Genomic DNA, 14,775 nt, shown 5'->3' with positions numbered 1-14,775 from the left:
TGCCCTGCCGCCCGGGACATCTACCCTGCCGGACCCGGGCCGTTGCCGGGGCGGCGCGTGGCGGCTCGTGGCGGACTCCTTCCGGGTGATCGTCCTTGACGCAGCAGTCCGGAGGGAGGACCGTTGTCGGTTATGAGGGGCGAGCCAAGCTGTCCGCGATGTGCCGGTCGGGTCCGCGCCCCCGGCCTCTTCTCCGACACCTGGCAGTGCGACCGGCACGGTGCCGTACACCCGATGCAGCCGGTACTGCCCCCCAGTATCGAAGCCCTGAACGTTGCCGTGAACCGCTCCCAGGTGCCCGTCTGGATGCCCTGGCCGCTGCCGGTCGGCTGGCTGTTCACCGGGATCGCGCACGCGGGTGACGACCTGTCGGGGGCGCGCGCCACCGCCGTCGCCTGCTCGGGGCCGGCCCCGCTCGGCGGGTTCGGCGAACTGGTGCTGGTGGCCGAGGAACTGGGCATCGGCCTGGGCGCCCGCTACGCGGGACTGGACGGGCCGGACCCGGGCGAGGACGTCGCGCTGTACAAGCCCGCGGACGCCAAGCTGATGGCGGCCGGCCGGCCGACCCCGATGTTCCACGTCCCCGGCGCCCCGGACGACCGGGCGGTGTACGTCGGCGAGGCGCGCGGCCTGTGGCTGTGGGCGATCGCCTGGCCCGAGCAGTCGGCGCTGCTGATGCACGACGAACTGGTGCTGACGGACCTGCGCGACGCGGGGGCCGAACTCGGCCTGCTGCCTTGCGGGGCACTCTCCCCCCGTCTGCTCGGCTGAGCCACTCCCCGCCCCTGCCGTCCCGGCGGCTCCCTATCCTGGGCGCCATGCGTATCGATCTGCACGCCCACAGCAATGCCTCGGACGGCACCGACTCCCCGGCCGAACTGGTCGCCAACGCGGTGGCCGCGGGCCTGGACGTGGTGGCGCTGACCGACCACGACACGGTGGCCGGGTACGGCGAGGCGACGGCCGCGCTGGCCGGGACGGGTCTGACCCTGATTCCGGGCGCCGAACTCTCCTGCCAGGTGGGCGGGATCAGCATGCACCTGCTGGCGTACCTGTTCGACCCGGCGGAGCCGGCCTTCGCGGCCGAGCGGGAGCTGGTGCGCACCGACCGGCTCCGGCGCGCGCGGGCGATCGTGGAGCGCTGCCGGGAGCTGGGCGCGCCGATCAGCTGGGAGCAGGTGCAGCGGATCGCCGGGGCCGGTTCGGTGGGCCGTCCGCACATCGCGTCCGCGTTGGTGGAGGCGGGCGTGGTGGCGAGCGTCTCGGACGCGTTCACGCCCGAGTGGCTGGCCAACGACGGGAGGGCGGACGTCCGCAAGCACGAGACCGACCCGGCGCTCGCGGTGCGGCTTGTACGGGCGGCGGGGGGCGTACCGGTTTTCGCTCACCCCGGAGCGGACAAGCGGGGCCGGACGGTGTCGGACCAGGTGATCGCCGATCTTGCGGCGGCCGGGCTGGCCGGCCTGGAGGTCGACCACACCGACCACGACGAACCGACCCGGGCCCGACTCCGCACGCTGGCAAGCGAGTTGGGGCTTTTCGTGACGGGCTCCAGCGACTACCACGGCAGCCGCAAGATCGTCCGACTGGGCGAGTACACCACTGCGCCAGAGGTGTACGAAGCACTGGTGTCCCAGGCGACCGGAGCCACTCCCATCACCGGCTGAAAGACCCGGCGCGTCCCGCCGCACCCGGGGTCCGAAGCGCGCACAATCCCGGCATGCTCACCGTCATCGACGGCAAGGTCTTCGGCTCACTCTTCATCACGCTGTTCGTGATCATGGACCCGCCGGGCATCATGCCGATCTTCCTGGCGCTCACCTCCGGCCGGACGCAGAAGGTGCAGCGCCGGATGGCCTGGCAGGCCACGCTGGTGTCACTCGGGGTGATCACCTGCTTCGGGCTGTTCGGGCACCAGATCCTCGACTACCTGCACGTCTCGATCCCGGCCCTCCAGGCCTCCGGCGGGGTCCTCCTGCTGCTGATCGCGCTGGACCTGCTGACCGGCCGGATCGAAGAACCCACCCAGACCAAGGACGTCAACGTCGCCCTGGTCCCACTGGGCACCCCGCTGCTGGCCGGGCCCGGTGCGATCGTCGCGGTCATCCTGGCCGTACAGGGGGCCAGCACCGGAACGCAGCACCTGGCGCTCTGGTCGGCGATCGTCATCATGCATCTGATCCTCTGGCTGACCATGCGGTTCTCGCTGTCGATCATCCGGGTGATCCAGGAGGGCGGCGTGGTCCTGATCACCCGGCTGGCCGGCCTGCTGCTGTCGGCGATCGCGGCGCAGCTGGTGGCCAACGGGGTGTTCGGCTTCATCGAGCTCCACCCCTAAGCCTCCACCCCTGGGCCTCCACCCCTGGGCCTCCACCCCCGGGCCGACGCGGGTTCAGTCCAGCGGGACGCCGCGGCGGTTCGGGTCGCGCAGGTCGGTGCCGTGCTTCAGCCAGCGTTCCTCCAGGGCGCCCGCGCCCTGGACGCGCTTGAACGCGGCCTCGTTGGGCGTCATCGGCAGCAGCGGCAGGAAGCGCACCGCCTCGGCGGGGGCCGGGAGTTCAAGGTCCTCGACCAGGCCGCCGGGCTCGGCGGCCAGCACCGAGGTGAACGGGGCGCCGGTCCACAGCGGGGAGCCCAGGTCGAGCGAGCCGCCGGGGGCCACCACCAGGCCCTCGACCTGCGGGCTGGCGGCGAACACCACCAGCGCCTTGTGCACCTCGTCCCGCCCGCCGCGCACGGTCAGCACCAGCTCGGCGCGCGGGCCGCGCACCGGGTCGGCGACGGGCGAGGACGGGTCGGCCATCGGGGCGGCGGCCATGCCGAGCGTCGCGTAGCGGACCAGGCCCTCGGCGTCCGGGCCGAAGCGCAGCACCTCGATGCGGTCCGCGCCGACGAAGGTGACCGCGGCGCGGCCGGAGGGATCGCCGAAGGTGCTGATCAGCCGCGCCTCGACGGCGGCCAGAACGGTCTGCCGGGTCGGGCCGGAGCCGTGGCCGGCGTCGGGATCGGAGAAGTCGCCGAAGAGCGGGAAGTCGTGCGCCATGCCGCGACCTTAGCGCGCGGCGCGCGGGCAAGCTTTGGCGCGACCTTTACCCGGCGGACGCCGAACTCCGGGGCTCAGTACGGGGAAGAGCTGTTAATGTGAGCGGTCGGCCTTGTGAATACGAACCAGGGCCGCGACGGCCCCCGCGCGGGCCCCGGCGTGGAGGAGGTGGTCACGGTGGACAGCAGTCGACCATGCAGTACCGGCAGCTCTCTCCGGCCCACCCTGGCCCGCCGCCTTCACGGCTGACCTGGGCTCACACGCAGCGTGGCGTCCGGCCGGGAGAGCACCTTCCCCGGGGTCGAGCCGTCGAAACCCGCCCAGCAACGGCTTTCTGGCGCACCATCGGCTCCGGCGTGTCCACCGGTGTTTTCCGCCGTCGCGTTCGCCCTGCCCTGCCGGGGTGCGCGCCGGTCCGGCCCAAGGAGTCCGCGCCATGTCGATGATCAACAACCTGCGCGCCGCCGTCGTCCGCCCGACCCGCCGCCGGGCCGGTGACGATCTCGGACTGCCCTCCGGTACCAGCCCGTCCGCGGTGGTGGACTGCGCCGTCTACCAGCAGGGCAAGCGGATCGGCGAGACCTGCAGCCCGCGCGAGGCGGCCCGGCAGGTGAAGGCGGCCCACCAGAGCGGGCCCGGCTCGTTCAGCTGGATCGGCCTGCACGAGCCCACCGAGGCCGAGTTCGAGGGCATCGCCCAGCGCTTCGGCCTGCACCCGCTGGCGGTGGAGGACGCGGTGCACGCGCACCAGCGTCCCAAGGTCGAGCGATACGACAACATGCTGTTCGCGGTGTTCAAGACCGTGCGCTACATCGAGCACGAGCAGCTCACCCCGACCAGCGAGGTGGTCGAGACCGGCGAGCTGATGGTGTTCGCCGGCCCCGACTTCGTGATCACCGTCCGGCACGGCGCGCACTCCTCGCTGCGCGCCCTGCGGCTGCGGCTGGAGGCCGACGCGGAGGGCACCGGCCTGCTCGCCCTCGGCCCGGCGGCGGTGCTGCACGCGATCGCCGACCACGTGGTGGACAACTACCTGCTGGTCGCCGAGCGGCTGCAGAACGACGTGGACGAGATCGAGTACGGCGTGTTCGCCAACCGCGGCGGCAGCGGCGCCGACGTCGGCCGGGTCTACCAGCTCAAGCGCGAGGTGCTGGAGTTCAAGCGCGCCGTCACCCCGCTGCTGCGGCCGATGCTGCAACTGGCCGAGCCCGTCGCGCGGCTGGTCGACCCGGAGATGCAGAAGTACTTCCGGGACGTCGCCGACCACCTGGCCCGGGTCAGCGAGCAGGTGCAGGGCTTCGACGAACTGCTCAACTCGCTGCTCCAGGCCAACCTGGCGCAGGTCTCGGTCGCCCAGAACGAGGACATGCGCAAGATCACCGCGTGGGCGGCGATCTTCGCCGTCCCCACCATGATCACCGGCGTGTACGGCATGAACTTCGAGCACATGCCGGAACTCCAGTGGACGTACGGCTACCCGACCGTGCTCGGCGTGATCGCGCTGATCTGCGTCGGCATGTACCGGGGCTTCCGCCGCAACGGCTGGCTGTGAGGCCGACCGGGCGGAGCGTCAGCGGCGCTCCGCCCGGGCCACCAGGACCAGGCCCAGCAGGATCATCCCGACCGCGGGGTAGGCGGCGACCGGCGGCCACTGGCCGAGCCACACCGCCGCGATCAGCGCCGCGCCCGGGGTCTCCAGCAGGATCGCCGTCGAGGTGATCGACGGGCCCAGCGTGCGCACCACCCGGTTGCTCAGCGAGTGCCCGAGCAGCTGCGCCGCCACCATCAGCAGGACGATCTGCCACCACGCGCCGGCCGGCCAGCCCGACAGCCGCGTACCCATCAGCAGACACACCGCCAGCAGCGCGACCGCGCAGGTCGCGTAGCAGATCAGGGTGTACGCGGTGGTCGACAGGGTGCGCCGCACCTCCGCGCCCAGCAGCACGTACCCGGCCGCCGCGGCGCCCGCGGCCAGCGCCAGACCGTCCCCGAGCAGGGCGCGCAACGACACCGACAGATCGACGCCGGTCAGCACCAGCACGCCCGCGAACGCCAGCCCCGTGCCCAGCCACACCAGCCGCGGCGCGCGCACCCCGAGCAGGCGCATCAGCAGGATCGTCCACAGCGGAGTGGTCGTCACCAGCGCGGTCGCGGACGCCACCGACGTCATCCGCAGGCTGGGCATCCACAGCGCGAAATGCAGCGCCAGCAGCACACCCGCCGCCATCGCCAGCAGCAGCGACCGCCGGGAGATCCCGCGCAGCTCGGCCCGGTGCCGCCACAGCGCGTACGGGCCCAGCACCGCCACCGACATGCCGTTGCGCCAGAACGCGATCGCCAGCGCGGGCGCGGCCGTCGCGCTGATCAGCGGGGCGGACAGCGAGATGCCCGCGATCGACACCGCCAGCAGCAGCAGGTCGGTGCGCGGCAACACCCGCTGCTGATCGGCCACCGCGGGCGCGGCGGGGGCGGTCCTGGTGGCGAGCACGGTTCTCCTTCGGCGGACGGGGCGGGGCAGGAAACACCGTAAGGGCTGTCCGCCCGTCATGGCACTGTCGTCCCGGGGGATGGAACCGTCCCCCGGGGACCAGGCCGTACGCTGTGCGGCATGGAGCGTACGACGACCCCGGCAGACTTCCTCGACCGGGCCCTGGTGGAGGAGTCCGCCAAGAAGTCCGGCCTGCTCTGGGTGCAGCCCGCCGGGCAGCCGCACGCCCGTCCGCTCTGGCACGCCTGGCACGACGGCGCCGTGATCGTCGTCGGCGACGGCGCCGAACAGCCCCTGCACGGCCTCGCCGCCGGCACCACCGCCACCCTCACCGTCCGCAGCAAGGACAAGGGCGGCCGACTGGTCACCTTCCCCGCCACCGTCACCGCCGTCGCCCCCGGCACCCCCGCCTGGGACGGCGTCGTCGAGGAACTCAAGGGCAAGCGCCTCAACGCCCCCGACACCGACACCATCGGCGACCGCTGGGCCCGCGAGTGCCGCATCCTCCGCCTGGAGCCCGCCGGCCCCCTCGCCCCCCACCCCGACGGCGCCCTCACCGCCACCCCCATGCCCACCCCGGCCACCACCCGCAAACCGATCCCGGCCGGCCTCCCGAAGCTCCTGTTCAAGAAGAAGCAGAAGCGCTGAGCGCAAGCAGGCACGCGGGGAACTGCGCGGGACGGAAGGCACCCGCCAGGAAGATCGCGACACCTCAATGACCTGCCGCCCCGACGCGCCACCGATAGATTTGGGTGGTTGTGTCCGTTTCCCCCCGAGGGAGTCGCATGGCGGGGCCAGGCAGCCGAGTGTTCATCTCCCACCTCTCCGGGGTCGCGGTGTTCGACCCGAACGGCGATCAGGTGGGCCGGGTCCGTGACGTGGTGGTCTCGTTGCGTCTCGGTGGCAGCCCGCCCAGGGTTCTCGGGCTGGTGGTGGAGGTGATCGGCCGCCGCCGGATCTTTCTGCCGATGACCCGGGTGACCAGTCTGGAGTCCGGCCAGGTGCTCTCCACCGGCCTGCTGAACATGCGTCGGTTCGAGCAGCGTCCGTCGGAGACGCTGGTGCTGGCCGAGTTGCTCGACCGCACCGTCACCCGCACCAAGACCGCCGACGAGGTGACCGTGCTGGACGTCGCGATGGTGCAGACCCGCCTGCGCGAGTGGGAGATCGACAAGGTTTTCGTCCAGGTCGGGAAGCCTCCGTCCCGGCTGCGCAAGGCCAAGGGCGAGCAGCTGCTGCTCGACTGGTCCGCCGTCACCGGTTTCTCGCTGTCGGAGGAGGGTCAGGGCGCGGCCAACCTGCTGGCCACGTTCGAGCAGTTGCGTGCGGCCGACCTGGCGAACGTCATGCACCACCTGTCGGCGAAGCGCCGGGCGGAGGTCGCGGCGGCGCTCGACGACGACCGGCTCGCGGACGTCCTGGAGGAGCTTCCGGAGGACGACCAGGTGGAGATCATCGGCAAGCTCAAGGAGGAGCGGGCCGCGGACATCCTGGAGACCATGGACCCGGACGACGCCGCCGACCTGCTCTCCGAACTGCCCACCGAGGACGCCGAGCGGCTGCTGCGTCTGATGGAGCCCGCCGAGGCGGCGGAGATGCGCCGGCTGCTCTCCTACGAGGAGGACACCGCGGGCGGCCTGATGACCACCGAACCGATCGTCCTGGAACCCGATGACTCGGTCGCCGAGGCGCTCGCCCGGGTGCGGATCTCCGACACCAAGCCGGCGCTGGCCGCTCAGGTGTACGTGTGCCGCCCGCCGAACGAGACTCCGACCGGCACCTATCTGGGCACCGTGCACTTCCAGCGGCTGTTGCGCGAGCCCCCGTACACGCTGGTCGGTTCGATCGTGGACGACGACCTCGACCCGCTGCCGCCGAACACCCCGCTCCAGCTGATCACGTCCTACCTGGCCACCTACAACCTGGTGGCGGCGCCCGTGGTCGACGAGGACGACCACCTGCTGGGCGCGGTCACCGTGGACGACGTGCTGGACCACCTGCTGCCGGACGACTGGCGCGAGGGCTCGGCGCACGGCATCCCCACCGACGAGGTGCTCGATGGACAGTGACCGCAAGCGCCACCACGACTCGCCGGGCCAGCGGATCCAGGGCGAGCTGCGCCAGCTGCGCCAGCTGCGCGAACTGCGGACCCGGGAGCAGCGCGTCCGCCGCGAGGAGCGCCCCGGCCAGTCCCCGGGCTCCCGTTCCCGGCTCGACCAGCCGCGCACCGGCCGCCCGGGCCTGATCCACCTGCCCGCCTGGGACCCGGAGGCGTTCGGCAAGCTCTCCGAGCGGATCGCCCGTTTCCTGGGCACTGGCCGGTTCATCGTCTGGATGACGGTGGTGATCATCGCCTGGGTGGCGTGGAACACCCTGCTCCCGCCCGGCGTGCGCTTCGACAGCTACCCGTTCATCTTCCTCACCCTGGTGCTGTCGCTGCAGGCCTCGTACGCGGCTCCACTGATCCTGCTCGCGCAGAACCGCCAGGACGACCGCGACCGCGTCAACATGGAGCAGGACCGGGCCCGCAGCGACCGCAACATCGCCGACACCGAGTACCTGACCCGCGAGGTCGCGGCGCTGCGGCAGGGCCTCGGCGAGGTCGCCACCCGGGACTTCATCCGGTCCGAACTGCAGTCGCTGCTCCGGGAGATCGACGAACGGCGGGAGCCCGCCGACCCGTTGTGACCCGCGGCACGCTACCGGCGAGTCGGGGGCGGGGCGCAGCGCCGTACCATCAACACATGGCCAACGAGACAGAGGTGGCGGCCGGGGTGACGGAGCAGTCCGTCCAGGAAGCCCTGGCGACCGTCCACGACCCGGAGATCAACCGTCCGATCACCGAGATCGGCATGGTGAAGTCCGTCGAGATCGGCGACGGCGGCGCGGTGAAGGTCGCGGTGTACCTCACCGTCTCGGGCTGTCCGATGCGCGAGACGATCACCCAGCGGGTCACCGACGCGGTGTCCGCCGTTCCCGGCGTCACCGCCGTCTCCGTCGAGCTCGACGTGATGAGCGAGGAGCAGCGCCGCGAGCTGTCGCAGCTGCTGCGCGGCGGCGCCCCGGAGCGGGAGATCCCGTTCGCCAAGCCGGGCACCCTGACCCGGGTGTACGCGGTCGCCTCCGGCAAGGGCGGCGTCGGCAAGTCCTCGGTGACGGTCAACCTGGCGGCGGCGCTGGCCGCGGACGGCCTGAAGGTCGCCGTGGTGGACGCCGACATCTACGGCCACAGCGTGCCCCGCATGCTGGGCGTCGAGGGTCGGCCCACCCAGGTGCAGGACATGATCATGCCGCCGGCGGCGCACGGCGTGAAGGTCATCTCGATCGGCATGTTCACCCCGGGCAACGCGCCGGTGGTGTGGCGCGGCCCGATGCTGCACCGCGCGCTGCAGCAGTTCCTCGCCGACGTGTACTGGGGCGACCTGGACGTCCTGCTGCTCGACCTGCCGCCCGGCACCGGCGACATCGCGATCTCGGTCGCGCAGCTCGTCCCGAACGCCGAGATCCTGATCGTCACCACCCCGCAGATGGCCGCCGCCGAGGTCGCCGAGCGGGCCGGCACGATCGCGCTGCAGACCCACCAGAAGATCGTCGGCGTCATCGAGAACATGTCGGGCATGCCGTGCCCGCACTGCGACGAGATGATCGACGTCTTCGGCACCGGCGGCGGTCAGACCGTCGCCGACGCCCTGACCCGCAGCGTCGGCGCGACCGTTCCGGTCCTCGGCTCCATCCCGATCGACGTCCGCCTCCGCGAGGGCGGCGACGACGGCCGCCCGGTCGTCCTCTCCAACCCGGACTCCCCCGCCGGCTCCGCCCTGCGCACCATCGCGGGCAAGCTCTCCGGCCGCCAGCGCGGCCTGTCCGGCCTCTCCCTGGGCCTGACCCCGAAGAACAAGTTCTGACGGACCCCCAGCACCACGAACGGCCCCGGGCACCTGCCCGGGGCCGTTTCTGCTGGAGCCGTAGTGTGTCCGGCCGGGCCTACCGTCCGTCGTAGGTCGCCAGGTCGGGGACGGTGGTGAAGCCGATGCCGTACGCGGAGACCGAGCGGCCGTAGGCGCCGATGAGGACGCCGGGGGCCTCGCCGGCCAGGACCCAGCCGTATTCGGATTCGCGGTAGCGGAAGGGCTGCGGGACGCCGTTGACGGGGAGGGTGAGGGAGGACCAGGCGGGGCCGTCGAGGTCGTCGGCCAGGTCCCAGGCGAGGGTGGACTGCTGGTCGAGCCAGTGCTGGCGCAGGGTGCGGTCGAGGTTGCCGGGCCAGGTGGCGGCGAGCAGGCCGGAGCCGGCCAGCCAGGCGGCGGAGGACGCGGAGGTGGCTTCCAGGGTGCCGGTGTTGTCGGCGCTGCGGCGGACCTCGCGGCGGGCCACGGTGACCACCAGCGCGAAGCGGCGGGTGTCGCGCGGTTCGGGTCCGCGGGCGGGTTCGTCGCCGTGGCCGAGGGTGCCGTAGTCGGGGAGGTCGGACTGCGCGGCGCGTGAGTTCTGGCCGGTGCCGACCTGGCCGAGCCAGCGGCGGCCGGTCCAGCCCTCGTCCAGGCCGTACCAGGGGAAGTCGGCGGCGCGGTAGGCGGCGAGGGGGTCGGCGGCGGGCCGACGCGTGGCGGCGGGTTCTGCGGTCGTTTGCGTGGCGTCCACTGCGGGCCTCCTCGGCTGTGCTCCTGCCACGGGCGGGCTCCATGGTGGCGCACCGCGGCCCCTCCGTCCGGGAAAACCGGGCCGGACACGGCCGGGCGTGACGGACCGCACAGCGCCCGCCGTCCGGGGAGGTAGTGGACACGATAGCGGCGCGGACGACGACGCCCCGCCTGCCGGGCGGGGCGTCGGGGTCGGGCGGGGAGCGTCGGTCAGGTGGCGTCCGGGTCGAACGGCGGGCGCTCGCCGGCCGCGAGGGCCGGGCCGTTGCTCAACGGGGAGGCCGGCTTGGAGAAGTCGACCGAGGCGCTCGGGGTGCGCGTCGGCTCGCCGTTCAGCGCGGACTTGAGGTCGACGCTGTCCTTGAGGTCCTTCAGCCCGAGCGGGTCGTCGTTGTCGCCGAGCAGTTGCTTGCGGACGAAGGTCTTCGGGTTGAGGTCCTCGAAATCGAAGTTCTGGAACTCCGGCCCGAGTTCGCTGCGGATGTCGTCCTTCGCGTTGTCCGCGAAGGAGCGGATCTTGCGAATGAACGCCATGGTGTCCTGAATCAGCTTCGGAAGCTTGTCCGGCCCGAAGATCACGATGGCCATGATGACGATCGTCAGGACCTCGAGTCCGCCTATGTCTCCGAACACCTGAACTCCCAGCACCCGACAACGCTGAACCAAGGGTAAACGCGGGCGGCCGTTCCCCGGCCTTCCTCAGGTGAATCCGTGGTAAAGACCACCTGGGCGACCGGCGTCGACGGCGTGCCGGTGAAGGCAGGCTAGCGCAGGACCTGGAGCTGGTCACCGCTGGGCGACGGCTGCGGGCTGGCCTGCAGCCGGGCCCGCATCGGAAAGTCCGGGGCGTCCATTTGCTGCTGCGCGTTGACGGGGACGATCGCGCCGCCGACCGGGGTCACGCTGGTGGGCTGCCGGTTGGGGCCGCCCTGGCCCGTGGTGAGGCCGCCGACGCCGCTGAGCGTGACCGCGGCGACCGAGAACGCCCCGGCGGCGGCGAACACCAGCCGGCGACCGCGGGGCGGAACCGGGCGGGGGGTGGGCAGCTCGGCAAGCGCGGCCAGCGGACGCGGTGCGGCGGACGGGCGGGCACCGAACAGACCGGCCCGCGGGTCGATCCCGGGTATCGGGGCGTCGGCGCCCAGCGCGCCGCCGCCGAAGCCGGCGCCCCGGCCGAAGGAGCCGCCGGTGAGCCTGCTGCCGCCGAACACGGCACCCGACGGCCCATCAGGGCCCGATTCGTCCTCCGGCAGCGCGGCCACGGCCAGCAGCCGGGCCATCGGCGCCGCGGACGGGCCGGGCGCGCCGGCGTCGCTGAGCGTCCGCTTGACCGCGCGGGCGCCCTCCGCCTCGGCCAGGCACTCCGGACACGTCGCCAGGTGGGCCTGCACCCGCTCGCGGGCGTCGTGGCCGAGTTCGCCGTCCAGGTACGCGGTGAGGCGGTCGCCGAGGTGGTGGTGCTCCTCGGCCGCCGGCTCGACCGGACGGATCGTCACGGGCCGCAACTCGGCCGCCGCCGGGGCCTGCTCGGCGGCGCGGCGCAGCGACGCCCAGCGCGAGCGGCCGGTGGCGTCCGCGCGCTCGGGGGCGTGATCGCTCATGACCCCCTCCGGTCGCTTCCGCCCGGTTCGGCACCGACCGCCACGGGCTCGACGGAGCCGCCCCGGCGCGAACGGCCCGCGGCGGCGTTCGGCGCCCGGTGCTTGAGGGCGGCGCGCAGGTGCGAGCGGCCGCGGTGGATCCGGCTGCGGACGGTGCCGAGCTTCACCCCGAGGGTGGCGGCGATCTCCTCGTAGGAGAGGCCCTCGATGTCGCACAGCACCACGGCGGCACGGAACTCCGGGGCGAGGGTGTCCAGCGCCTGCTGGACATCCGCGTCGAAGTGGGTGTCGCTGAAGTGCTGGGCGGGGCTGGGCTCACGGCTGGCCAGGCGCTCCGCCGCGTCCTCGGCGAGGGCGTCGAAGCGGATCCGCTGGCGGCGGCGCACCATGTCCAGGAACAGGTTGGTGGTGATCCGGTGCAGCCAGCCCTCGAACGTGCCGGGGGTGTACGTGGACAGCGAGCGGAACACCCGGACGAAGACCTCCTGCGTGAGGTCCTCGGCGTCGTGCTGATTGCCCGTCAGCCGGTAGGCGAGGCGGTAGACCCGGGCGCTGTGCGCCTCGACGATCTCCTCCCAGCTGGGCGGCGTCCAGCTCTGCGCGTCGGGCCCCTCCGCGAAGGACGCGAGCTTGCCGGGGGCCTCGGCCACCGAGTCGTCGGCTGCGGTCGACTTGTCCAGGGGGGAGTGCACAGACTGGTTCATCACGGGCTTCGGCGTACGGGCCGACGTGGTGCCGCGGACGTGCCGCTGCACAGGGACGTCGCCCTCGGCCACACCTCCTCGGTCGGCTCTTCTGCCCAGCAGAGCCACCACCATATCCACCTCACACGTCAAGCCCGGATAAGAGCGGTCGAACAGCGACCGCCGCGGGCGGTCCGGCCACCCACGACAACTCAACGGCCAGCCGTCGAACGCGGTTCCCGGACGGCCAGTAGTCTGTCGCTGGAATTTGTCGACTTCCATCGACATCGGCGCTCCGGAAGAGGCAGCCATCACCGAGTTCGGGCCCCAGCGAGTGGCCCTCGCCGACACCTACGTCGGCGAGGACGCGGTGCTGACCTACGCCCGGGCCCAGTCGGCCCGCACCGGCATACGCGCGATCGAACCCAGCGGCGGCGCGGCCCTGCGCCTGCTGGCCGCCGCGCTCGACGCCAAGGCGGTGGTCGAGATCGGAACCGGCACCGGCGTCTCCGGCGTCTACCTGTTGCGCGGCATGCGGCCCGACGGCGTGCTCACCACCGTCGACTCCGAACCCGTCCGCCAGCAGTACGCCCGCGAGGCGTACCTGGCCGCCGGATTCGCCGCCAACCGGGCCCGCTTCATCCCCGGCCGGGCCCGCGACGTGCTGCCCCGGCTCGCCGACGGGCAGTACGACCTGGTGTTCTGCGACGGCGACCCGGCCGACTCCGGCTTCCACCTCACCGAGGCGATGCGGCTGCTCCGGCCGCGCGGCGTGGTCTGCTTCGAGGGCGTCTTCCAGGAGGGCCGGCTCGCCGAACCCGAGGCCGACGACCCGCAGACCCGCGCGGTGCGCGACCTGGTCGCCGACATCCGGGAACAGGGCGACACCCTGCTGCCCGCGCTGCTCCCGGTCAGCGACGGCCTGCTCTGCGCCGTCAAACGCTGAACCCGCCCGGACACGCGGAACGGGCCCGCTCCCCGCACCGGGGGACCGGGCCCGTCGAACACTCCCGGAGCGCCCGGGACGTGCGAGTGGCAGTACCCGCTCGGGTCAGCCGCAGGCCTTCTTCAGAGCCTCGCCCAGAGCGTCCGCCTCGTCCGGCGTCAGCTCCACCACCAGGCGCCCACCCCCTTCGAGCGGAACTCGCATGATGATGCCCCGCCCCTCCTTGGTTACCTCCAGCGGGCCGTCACCCGTCCGCGGCTTCATGGCCGCCATGCTCGTTCCCCTTCCTGCAACCGTTCAGGTACGCACCGGCAGTCCGTCCACCGCCGGTATCGAACGCATTGATCGGAAGCCATTATCCCGCATGCGACCGCTCGATGACCAACATCACTCTCTCCGCCAAGCCTCCCGAACCCGCACCAAAGCGCCTATTACCGGCTGGAAGCCGCATCCCGCCGCACTCCGACACGCCCGCCAGGGGTGCGCCACCTCACACTCCCCCACCCGGCCGCACTCCGGCATGCTGTGCCCACGACAGCCCACCGCGACCCGGGAGCCCTCACCGATGTCCGACACCGTGCGCTACCACCGCGACGGCGCCCTCGCCGTCCTCACCATCGACCGCGCCGACGCCATGAACGCCCTCGACGTCGCCACCAAGGTCGCCCTCCGGGACGCCGTCACCACCGCCGCGACCGACCCCGACGTGCGGGCCGTGCTGCTCACCGGCGCCGGCCAGAAGGCCTTCTGCGTCGGACAGGACCTCAAGGAACACCTCGGGCTGCTGCACCACCAGCAGGCGACCGGCGAGAGCGCGCTGCGCACCGTCGCCGAGCACTACAACCCGCTGGTCCGCGCCCTCGCCGGGATGCGCAAGCCCACCGTCGCCGCCGTCAACGGCATCGCGGCCGGCGCCGGTGCCTCGCTCGCCTTCGCCTGCGACTTCCGGATCGTCGCCGACACCGCCGGCTTCAACACCTCCTTCGCCGGCGTCGCCCTCACCACCGACTCCGGCGCCTCCTGGACCCTCCCCCGCCTGGTCGGCCACGCCCGCGCCACCGAACTCCTGATGCTCCCCCGCACCGTCCGCGCCGACGAAGCCCTCACCCTCGGCCTCGCCACCCGCGTCGTCCCCGCCGCCGAACTCGCCGCCACCGCCCACGAGTTCGCCCTCACCCTGGCGAGCGGCCCGACCGTCGCCTACGGCGCGATCAAGGAGTCGCTGGCGTACGGCGCGTCCCACTCGCTGGACGAACTCCTCGACAAGGAGGAGGAGTTGCAGACCATGGCCGGCAACAGCGAGGACCACCGCATCGCGGTCGATGCCTTCGTGGCCAAGGAAAAGCCCACCTTCGTGGGCAAGTAGCTCTCAAC

Annotated in this window: 17 protein-coding genes; 10 read left to right on the top strand and 7 right to left on the bottom strand. The window is 72.6% G+C overall.

What is annotated here, in order from left to right; translation table 11 throughout:
• The first annotated feature begins 132 nt into the window (after positions 1-132).
• Genes ACIHEI_RS02565 through ACIHEI_RS02555 form a run of 3 tightly spaced genes read left to right on the top strand, consistent with a single transcriptional unit; the run spans position 133 to position 2,338 of the window.
• A complete protein-coding gene (locus tag ACIHEI_RS02565) occupies positions 133-771 on the top strand; it encodes a DUF6758 family protein (RefSeq protein WP_387637604.1) in 639 nt (212 codons plus the stop codon).
• A 47-nt stretch (positions 772-818) separates the two neighbouring features.
• Entirely contained in the window at positions 819-1,667 is an 849-nt protein-coding gene (locus tag ACIHEI_RS02560; protein WP_396605346.1) for a PHP domain-containing protein, read from the top strand.
• 53 nt (positions 1,668-1,720) lie between these two features.
• Positions 1,721-2,338 (top strand): MarC family protein, encoded by a 618-nt coding sequence (locus ACIHEI_RS02555; RefSeq protein WP_387637610.1) that lies wholly within the window; start codon positions 1,721-1,723, stop codon positions 2,336-2,338.
• A gap of 54 nt (positions 2,339-2,392) precedes the next feature.
• On the opposite strand, the gene ACIHEI_RS02550 is transcribed toward ACIHEI_RS02555, so the two are convergent.
• Positions 2,393-3,043, bottom strand: coding sequence for a suppressor of fused domain protein (locus ACIHEI_RS02550; RefSeq protein WP_387637612.1), 651 nt, complete (start codon positions 3,041-3,043; stop codon positions 2,393-2,395).
• A 436-nt stretch (positions 3,044-3,479) separates the two neighbouring features.
• On the opposite strand from ACIHEI_RS02550, the gene ACIHEI_RS02545 reads away from it, so the two are divergent.
• Positions 3,480-4,595: a magnesium and cobalt transport protein CorA gene (locus ACIHEI_RS02545; protein ID WP_387637614.1), complete on the top strand. Its 1,116-nt coding sequence runs from the start codon at positions 3,480-3,482 to the stop codon at positions 4,593-4,595.
• Positions 4,596-4,613: 18 nt separating this feature from the next.
• Here ACIHEI_RS02545 and ACIHEI_RS02540 read toward each other — a convergent pair whose 3' ends face one another.
• On the bottom strand, positions 4,614-5,531 hold the full coding sequence (locus ACIHEI_RS02540; RefSeq protein WP_396605345.1) for a DMT family transporter: 918 nt from the start codon (positions 5,529-5,531) through the stop codon (positions 4,614-4,616).
• Between the two features lie 120 nt (positions 5,532-5,651).
• Between ACIHEI_RS02540 and ACIHEI_RS02535 the strand changes: the two genes are divergently transcribed.
• The 4 genes from ACIHEI_RS02535 to ACIHEI_RS02520 all read left to right on the top strand — a co-directional run bounded on the left by ACIHEI_RS02535 (position 5,652) and on the right by ACIHEI_RS02520 (position 9,436).
• Positions 5,652-6,179, top strand: a complete 528-nt coding sequence (locus ACIHEI_RS02535) for a hypothetical protein (RefSeq protein ID WP_396605344.1) — start codon at positions 5,652-5,654, stop codon at positions 6,177-6,179.
• A 137-nt stretch (positions 6,180-6,316) separates the two neighbouring features.
• Positions 6,317-7,600: a magnesium transporter MgtE N-terminal domain-containing protein gene (locus ACIHEI_RS02530; RefSeq protein ID WP_396605343.1), complete on the top strand. Its 1,284-nt coding sequence runs from the start codon at positions 6,317-6,319 to the stop codon at positions 7,598-7,600.
• The gene (locus ACIHEI_RS02525; protein WP_387637625.1) at positions 7,590-8,219 is read left to right on the top strand and encodes a DUF1003 domain-containing protein; all 630 of its coding nucleotides are present in this window, start codon (positions 7,590-7,592) and stop codon (positions 8,217-8,219) included. The genes ACIHEI_RS02530 and ACIHEI_RS02525 overlap by 11 nt, the downstream gene beginning before the upstream one ends.
• A 56-nt stretch (positions 8,220-8,275) precedes the next feature.
• A complete protein-coding gene (locus ACIHEI_RS02520) occupies positions 8,276-9,436 on the top strand; it encodes an Mrp/NBP35 family ATP-binding protein (RefSeq protein ID WP_387865619.1) in 1,161 nt (386 codons plus the stop codon).
• Between the two features lie 79 nt (positions 9,437-9,515).
• On the opposite strand, the gene ACIHEI_RS02515 is transcribed toward ACIHEI_RS02520, so the two are convergent.
• The 4 genes from ACIHEI_RS02515 to sigE all read right to left on the bottom strand — a co-directional run bounded on the left by ACIHEI_RS02515 (position 9,516) and on the right by sigE (position 12,476).
• A complete protein-coding gene (locus tag ACIHEI_RS02515) occupies positions 9,516-10,172 on the bottom strand; it encodes a hypothetical protein (RefSeq protein ID WP_396605342.1) in 657 nt (218 codons plus the stop codon).
• 209 nt (positions 10,173-10,381) lie between these two features.
• Positions 10,382-10,804: a sec-independent translocase gene (locus ACIHEI_RS02510; protein ID WP_387637633.1), complete on the bottom strand. Its 423-nt coding sequence runs from the start codon at positions 10,802-10,804 to the stop codon at positions 10,382-10,384.
• Positions 10,805-10,935: 131 nt separating this feature from the next.
• A complete protein-coding gene (locus ACIHEI_RS02505; protein ID WP_396605341.1) occupies positions 10,936-11,772 on the bottom strand; it encodes an anti-sigma factor family protein in 837 nt (278 codons plus the stop codon).
• The gene (sigE, locus tag ACIHEI_RS02500) at positions 11,769-12,476 is read right to left on the bottom strand and encodes an RNA polymerase sigma factor SigE (protein ID WP_387637639.1); all 708 of its coding nucleotides are present in this window, start codon (positions 12,474-12,476) and stop codon (positions 11,769-11,771) included. Before sigE ends, ACIHEI_RS02505 begins: the two co-directional genes overlap by 4 nt.
• Before the next feature lie 247 nt (positions 12,477-12,723).
• On the opposite strand from sigE, the gene ACIHEI_RS02495 reads away from it, so the two are divergent.
• On the top strand, positions 12,724-13,401 hold the full coding sequence (locus tag ACIHEI_RS02495; RefSeq protein WP_387637642.1) for an O-methyltransferase: 678 nt from the start codon (positions 12,724-12,726) through the stop codon (positions 13,399-13,401).
• Positions 13,402-13,506: 105 nt separating this feature from the next.
• Here the strand turns inward: ACIHEI_RS02495 and ACIHEI_RS02490 are convergent, their stop codons facing one another.
• Positions 13,507-13,674 carry a DUF3117 domain-containing protein gene (locus ACIHEI_RS02490; RefSeq protein ID WP_014137929.1) on the bottom strand — a complete coding sequence of 56 codons (168 nt, stop codon included), beginning with the start codon at positions 13,672-13,674 and terminating at the stop codon, positions 13,507-13,509.
• 292 nt (positions 13,675-13,966) lie between these two features.
• Here ACIHEI_RS02490 and ACIHEI_RS02485 point away from each other — a divergent pair, with 292 nt between their 5' ends.
• Entirely contained in the window at positions 13,967-14,767 is an 801-nt protein-coding gene (locus ACIHEI_RS02485) for an enoyl-CoA hydratase/isomerase family protein (protein WP_396605340.1), read from the top strand.
• The last annotated feature ends 8 nt before the right edge of the window (positions 14,768-14,775 follow it).

It is taken from the genome of Kitasatospora sp. NPDC051984 (assembly GCF_044593455.1).
Taxonomy (GTDB): domain Bacteria; phylum Actinomycetota; class Actinomycetes; order Streptomycetales; family Streptomycetaceae; genus Kitasatospora.
This window is presented reverse-complemented; position numbering and strand designations above follow the sequence as displayed.